Annotated in this window: 6 protein-coding genes and 2 tRNA genes; 5 read left to right on the top strand and 3 right to left on the bottom strand. The window is 44.6% G+C overall.

Features of this window, described 5'->3' with window-relative positions:
- Positions 1-146: 146 nt before the first annotated feature.
- The 3 genes from glsB to trmB form a co-directional block, all read right to left on the bottom strand.
- A complete protein-coding gene (gene glsB / locus R7P36_RS24740) occupies positions 147-1067 on the bottom strand; it encodes a glutaminase B (RefSeq protein WP_005381007.1) in 921 nt (306 codons plus the stop codon).
- A 98-nt stretch (positions 1068-1165) separates the two neighbouring features.
- The gene (locus tag R7P36_RS24735; protein WP_025768826.1) at positions 1166-2194 is read right to left on the bottom strand and encodes a TRM11 family SAM-dependent methyltransferase; all 1029 of its coding nucleotides are present in this window, start codon (positions 2192-2194) and stop codon (positions 1166-1168) included.
- A gap of 17 nt (positions 2195-2211) precedes the next feature.
- Complete coding sequence (gene trmB / locus R7P36_RS24730) at positions 2212-2931, bottom strand: tRNA (guanosine(46)-N7)-methyltransferase TrmB (RefSeq protein WP_005384506.1); 720 nt, start codon at positions 2929-2931, stop codon at positions 2212-2214.
- Between the two features lie 203 nt (positions 2932-3134).
- Between trmB and mutY the strand changes: the two genes are divergently transcribed.
- The 5 genes from mutY to R7P36_RS24705 all read left to right on the top strand — a co-directional run bounded on the left by mutY (position 3135) and on the right by R7P36_RS24705 (position 6017).
- Positions 3135-4211, top strand: coding sequence for an A/G-specific adenine glycosylase (gene mutY, locus R7P36_RS24725; protein ID WP_318122332.1), 1077 nt, complete (start codon positions 3135-3137; stop codon positions 4209-4211).
- Between the two features lie 19 nt (positions 4212-4230).
- Positions 4231-4503, top strand: coding sequence for an oxidative damage protection protein (locus tag R7P36_RS24720; RefSeq protein ID WP_005381002.1), 273 nt, complete (start codon positions 4231-4233; stop codon positions 4501-4503).
- Positions 4504-4580: 77 nt separating this feature from the next.
- Complete coding sequence (gene mltC, locus R7P36_RS24715) at positions 4581-5720, top strand: membrane-bound lytic murein transglycosylase MltC (RefSeq protein WP_054579059.1); 1140 nt, start codon at positions 4581-4583, stop codon at positions 5718-5720.
- 100 nt (positions 5721-5820) lie between these two features.
- Positions 5821-5896, top strand: a tRNA-Phe gene (locus R7P36_RS24710).
- A gap of 45 nt (positions 5897-5941) precedes the next feature.
- A tRNA-Asn gene (locus tag R7P36_RS24705) sits at positions 5942-6017 on the top strand.
- Positions 6018-6021 lie beyond the last annotated feature (4 nt).

Raw genomic sequence — 6021 nt, 5'->3', positions numbered from 1 at the left:
AGTAGTTTTACAGGCAAAGCCGAAACGGATGATAACCACCTACTGAAGTAGGTGGTTTAGGGCTGAAAACAAAAAAAGCCTCTCAATTGAGAGGCTTTTTATTTAGAAACAGTACCACCCTAAATAAGGTTGACACATTTCCAATATTAGAAAATTGAACGGCCAATTCGCTCTGAGAGCAGCTCAAGCGCCTTAGTACCAGCAAGCGAGTTACCTGAAGGATCAAGCTCTGGAGACCATACTGAAATGGTCATTTCACCAGGTACTACCGCGATAATGCCACCACCAACACCAGACTTACCAGGCATTCCAACGCGATAAGCAAACTCGCCCGCGCCATCATACAAGCCACACGTTGCTAACAGTGCATTAAGTTGTTTGGTTTGCACAGGAGAAACTACAGGCTTACCCGTTTGTACCGATGTGCCCTTGTTTGCTAAATAGCTAAACGTTTTAGCCAAATCGACGCAACTCATCTTCAGCGCACAAGCGTGGAAGTAGTTTTGTAGTACTGGAATCACTTCATTTTCGAAGTTGCCAAACGAACGCATGAGATATGCAATCGCCGCATTACGATCACCATGCATCATTTCGGATGCCGCAACGACTTTGTCATACACAATATGGGTATCACCAGAAAGCTGACGCACAAACTCCAACAGGCGCTGACGAGGCGCAGATAAGCGAGTTTGTAACAAATCCGCCACTACTATCGCTCCAGCATTTATAAATGGATTACGAGGAATACCTTGCTCCATTTCTAGCTGGATTAGCGAATTAAATGCCTGCCCCGAAGGCTCTTTTCCCACTCGAGACCAAATTTCTTCTTGCTTGTACAAGCACATCGCTAACGTCAAGCTCAATGCTTTTGAAATAGATTGGATAGAGAAAGGTTCATCGGCATCACCCGCCTTAATAACCTCACCTTCGTTGGTGTATACCGCAATACCTAACTTGTTGCTGGGTACTTTTGCCAGAGCAGGAATGTAATCAGCCACTTTACCTTGGCCGATTAAAGGGCGTACTTCCGCCAAAATATCTGTCAAAATTTCCACTGTCGGTTTCATTCTCTACCTTCTATTTACAAGAGAACTCGTTGAGCTCAGAGGTAAAAAAAGCCAACGTGTCGTTGGCTTTTCCATAGGGTTCGTTCGACTCAAGTCGATTATGGTTTTACTGCCACAATAATATTGCGGTTGATAGATTGATCAACACGGTGAAGATAACCGATGTAAGGCTCTTCTGAAAGTACCTTCCAACCTTGCTCTTCAAATAATGCCGCGACATCTTTCCATTTCAATGTGAATTCATTGAAAGACAACACCACTGAACCTTGCTTTTTCAATACCACTTTCCATGCAGGCAGAGCCTCTTTTAAAAGCTCTAGTGGACTACGGTTCAGTTTGCTGTCCTTGGCATTTTTGCTGCCGTGCTGCACGCCGTAAGGCAAGTCAGACACCATCACATCAACTGAGTTCTTTTTCACGACTTGATCAGCGATACGAGTATCAGCCGAATACAGCTTCATAAACTGAAGATTGCCTTGGTTGTAATCTTCTTTATTTGCTGCAGTTTCAACCACGAAACCATCCGCCACTTTCTTGCCACCCGCAGTGCGCTTTTCTTTGCTCACTTTGTGCTTAAAGCGGCCATTCTTCATGAACTTAACAATAAAGGTCTGGATCTCTTGCACCCACTTGGCGTTGATCTCAACCCCTACCACGTTCAAACCGTGGATCAAGCCTTCAAATAAGGTTGTACCTTTACCACACATTGGATCCATTAAGGTCAGTTGTTCACTTCCCGTATTGGACGCACTAATGCCGATATTCACCATCAAACGGGTAAACTGCTCGTTTGTTTTCCCGGTGTAGCGCAAAATCTGGCTCATACTTTCCGGGAAAGTGTTAAATACGGGCGCTTGAACTGGTCGAAGTAAACCATCTTCGCGCACTTCAAATAGCGCATAGTAAATCGAAGAGGCTGCGATTCTTCGCGCCTGCTCATCGGTTAGCGCTTCCTGACAAGAAAACACCAACGCAGCAGGTAAGCCAACGTCTTTACTACCAATTTCTGTCACATCCACGCCTTGTGAAGCTAAAATTGCTTTTAGCTCAGAACAGGCAATGGTCATTGCGCTATCAAAGTAAATTCGGTTATGACCCGGATTCGCTAATATCGCGTAATGGTACATCCCATGAACTCCTCTGGTTACGCAATACGCTTATATTTGATATCCCAAACACCGTGACCAAGACGGTGACCACGAGCTTCAAACTTCGTTAGCGGGCGATCGTCTGGACGAGGAACGAAATCACCATCTTTAGCAATGTTTTCGAAACCTGGCGCTTGGTTCATCACTTCAATCATGTGCTCTGCGTAGTTTTCCCAGTCGGTCGCCATGTGGAAAATACCTTCATTAGGGATAAGCTTCTCACGCACCATTTCCGCAAAACCTAATTGAACAATACGACGCTTGTGGTGACGCTTCTTATGCCAAGGGTCTGGGAAGAACAATTGCAGTGTCGATAAGCTGCCATTTGGGATCATGTGTTCGAATACTTCTACCGCATCGTGACACATTACACGCAGGTTAGTAATTCCCGCTTCGCGAGCATCGGCAAGACAAGCACCAACGCCTGGGCTATGAACTTCGATACCGATGAAGTTTTTCTCTGGCGCGTTCTTTGCCATTTCAACCAATGAAGCACCCATACCAAAACCGATCTCAAGCACTACTGGGTTATCGTTGCCAAACACTTCTTTCCAATCGAGAAGTTCAGCTTTGAAGTCAATACCCATCGTAGGCCAGCATTCATTCATCGCGCTCTCTTGACCTTTAGTCAAACGCCCTTCACGGCGTACAAAGCTGCGGATTTTGCGGATCAGCTTTCCGTCTTCGTTGTATTCGTTAGTGGTTACTTCACTCATTGATTTTGCCTGCACATTGATTAATCAAAGCGGGGATTATCCAAAGAATTTACTTAGGTGCAAGTATTTGTTGAGCTCTTGGTCTATGGCAACCCAAAAGCAACGAGACACCTCTTTATATCCCTACTGTTTATCCGTTGTACTTCTTGTCCATTATGTGGTGCAATTTTGCACCTAACCAATAATAGAATACAGAGCAAGTCGTGACACCTTTCGCCAGTGCCATCCTAGAATGGTATGACGCATATGGAAGAAAAGATCTTCCGTGGCAACAAAATAAGACCGCATACAGTGTCTGGTTGTCTGAAATTATGCTTCAGCAAACTCAGGTCACTACGGTTATTCCGTATTACCAACGTTTCTTGGAGCGCTTTCCAACCGTAATCGATCTTGCCAATGCTGAGCAAGATGAAGTCCTACACCTTTGGACTGGCTTAGGGTATTACGCCCGAGCCCGTAACCTTCACAAAGCAGCACAAGAGGTCGCCTCTACATACAATGGTGAGTTTCCTCTTGATATAGAGAAAATGAACGCCCTACCGGGGATTGGTCGCTCTACTGCTGCCGCCATTTTATCGTCTGTGTATAAACAACCACACGCGATTCTTGATGGTAACGTGAAGCGCACCCTATCCCGCTGTTTCGCAGTTGCAGGATGGCCAGGACAAAAAAAGGTTGAAAACCAGCTGTGGGAAATTGCCGAAACGCATACCCCACAAACGGATGTAGATAAGTATAACCAGGCAATGATGGACATGGGCGCAATGGTCTGCACTCGCAGCAAACCCAAATGTAGCCTCTGCCCTGTTGCTGACCTGTGTGTGGCAAAACAACAAGGTAATGTGCTCGACTACCCGGGCAAAAAACCGAAGAAAGATAAACCAATCAAGCAAACTCGTTTCGTGATGCTTCACCACAGCACCGAAAATGGTCATGAGGTGTGGTTGGAGCAAAGACCACAAACAGGCATTTGGGGTGGCTTATTCTGCTTCCCACAAACCGAACATGTGGATGCAGAAAGCGACATTGAATTGCTACTGGATCAACGCGGCATTCAAGCCAGCAATATCAAACAGAAGCAAACACTGATTACCTTTCGTCATACATTCAGCCATTACCACCTAGATATCACGCCAATTTTGATTGATTTATCAAAGCAACCGGACGTGATAATGGAAGGCAACAAAGGTCTTTGGTATAACTTATCTAAACCTGAAGAAGTCGGTTTAGCCGCGCCAGTAAAACTATTGCTGGAAACGCTACCCCACGAACTTCGTTAATTGAATACAAGGAGTCATTATGAGCCGCACTGTATTTTGTGCTCGACTAAAGAAAGAAGGCGAAGGTCTAGACTTTCAACTTTACCCTGGTGAACTAGGTAAACGCATTTTCGACAACATCTCGAAAGAAGCGTGGGCTCAGTGGCAACACAAACAAACCATGTTGATCAACGAGAAGAAACTCAACATGATGGATCCAGAACACCGCAAACTGATCGAAACAGAAATGGTAAATTTCCTCTTTGAAGGAAAAGACGTTCATATCGAAGGTTACACACCGCCGAGCGAATAAAGTCGCTTGAGTTAAACAATGACATCACAACCATTTGTGGTGTCATTTTTCTATTACCTTCAATAACTCTGATACTTATGAAAAAAATTGTCTTTATCGCTGCCGCACTTTTAATGGCAGGCTGTAGCCGTGAATTCGTCGAAAAGATTTATGACGTCAACTACGAGCCAACAAACCGTTTTGCCAATAACTTAGCTGAGCTACCAGGACAATTTGAAAAAGATACTGCGGCGCTAGATGCCTTAATCAATAGCTTTTCAGGCAATATTCAAAAGCGCTGGGGTAAAAAAGAAATCAAGTACGCTGGCAAAAGTAATTACGTTAAGTACATCGATAACTACCTTAGCCGCGCCGAGGTCGACTTTCGCAAAGGTATGATCACGATAGAGACCGTATCACCGACCGAGCCCCAAAAACACCTAAAAGACGCGATTGTCACCACCTTATTAACACCAGACGATCCCGCTCATGTCGACTTATTCTCCTCTAAAGGTATCACGTTAGAGGGGCAACCATTCCTGTATAAACAAGTTGTCGACCAAGACAATAAGCCAATTCAATGGTCTTGGCGGGCAAACCGATTTGCGGAATACCTAATCGCAAATAAAATAAAAACCAAAAATGTAGATTTCAAGAAAGCGTATTATGTCGAAATTCCCATGGTTGAAGACCACTTTTCAACACGCAGCTACCAATACGCCGATATCGTGCGTCGAGCTTCCAAGAAATACGACATTCCAGAAGACTTGATATACGCCATTATTAAAACCGAGAGCAGTTTCAACCCATACGCGGTAAGTTGGGCAAATGCATATGGCCTAATGCAAGTTGTACCTAAAACAGCGGGACGAGATGTGTTCAAACTTGTGAAAAAGCGCTCAGGCCAACCAAGCCCTGAATATTTGTTTAATCCAGAAAACAACATAGATACTGGTACTGCGTATTTCTATATCTTAAAAAATCGTTATTTAAGAGAAGTCCGCCACCCTACCTCTCTCGAGTACAGCATGATTTCAGCATACAATGGCGGTACTGGAGGAGTTTTAAACACATTTCATCGCAGTGATCGCAAACGCGCAATGCAAGATCTTAATTCATTGCAACCCAACCAAGTTTATTGGGCGTTAACCAAGAAACACCCGAACGCAGAAGCGCGTCGCTACCTAGAAAAAGTTACAAATTTCAAAAAGGAATTTAACTCGAAGCAAACTTTGTAGTGACAGTTGAATAAAAAGCGTTCGAACAACCACTTTTTTGAAATTATTTAAAAAAAGTGGTTGACGCAACGCGGGAAAATCCGTTTAATAGCGCTCCGTTGCCCGGATAGCTCAGTCGGTAGAGCAGAGGATTGAAAATCCTCGTGTCGGTGGTTCGATTCCGCCTCGAGGCACCATATTTGGTGCACTTGCTTCATAAGCAAGACACAAAAAAGAATAGTTCCTCCTTAGCTCAGTTGGTAGAGCGACGGACTGTTAATCCGCAGGTCGCTGGTTCGAGCCCAGCAGGAGGAGCCAATTT

Source organism: Vibrio sp. 397, assembly GCF_033339395.1.
Taxonomy (GTDB): domain Bacteria; phylum Pseudomonadota; class Gammaproteobacteria; order Enterobacterales; family Vibrionaceae; genus Vibrio; species Vibrio alginolyticus.
Note: the sequence above shows the minus strand (reverse complement) of the source record. Positions and strands in the feature narration are given on the sequence as shown.